Annotated in this window: 1 protein-coding gene; it reads right to left on the bottom strand. The window is 48.8% G+C overall.

Annotated features, from left to right (window positions below):
• Positions 1–2: 2 nt before the first annotated feature.
• Positions 3–563, bottom strand: a 561-nt coding sequence (locus tag H8L47_RS29215) for an EF-Tu C-terminal domain-related protein (protein WP_268978109.1), incomplete at its 5' end; no start/stop codon positions are given.

Here is a 563-nt window from a genome sequence, read left to right as displayed (position 1 = left end):
TATTACTCGATGATTTTAGCAACAACGCCAGCACCGACTGTACGACCACCTTCACGGATAGCAAAGCGCAAGCCTTCTTCCATCGCGATCGGGTTGATCAGTTTTACAGTGATAGAAACGTTATCACCTGGCATGACCATTTCTTTGTCTTGTGGCAACTCGATCGAACCAGTTACGTCCGTTGTACGGAAGTAGAACTGTGGACGGTAGTTGTTGAAGAATGGTGTATGACGGCCACCTTCATCTTTGGACAGAACATAGATCTCGCCTGTGAAATGTGCATGTGGCTTGATCGAACCTGGTTTTGCCAACACTTGACCACGTTGGATATCTTCACGCTTTGTACCACGCAGCAATACGCCGACGTTGTCGCCTGCTTGACCTTGGTCGAGCAGTTTGCGGAACATTTCAACGCCAGTACATGTTGTTTTTACTGTGTCTTTGATACCAACGATTTCGATCTCTTCGCCAACTTTGACGATACCGCGTTCGATACGGCCAGTAACGACTGTACCGCGACCGGAGATGGAGAATACGTCTTCCACTGGCAACAGGAAGGCGCC

The sequence above is a fragment of the Undibacterium umbellatum genome, assembly GCF_014284125.1.
Lineage (GTDB): Bacteria > Pseudomonadota > Gammaproteobacteria > Burkholderiales > Burkholderiaceae_D > Undibacterium > Undibacterium umbellatum.
Note: the sequence above shows the minus strand (reverse complement) of the source record. Positions and strands in the feature narration are given on the sequence as shown.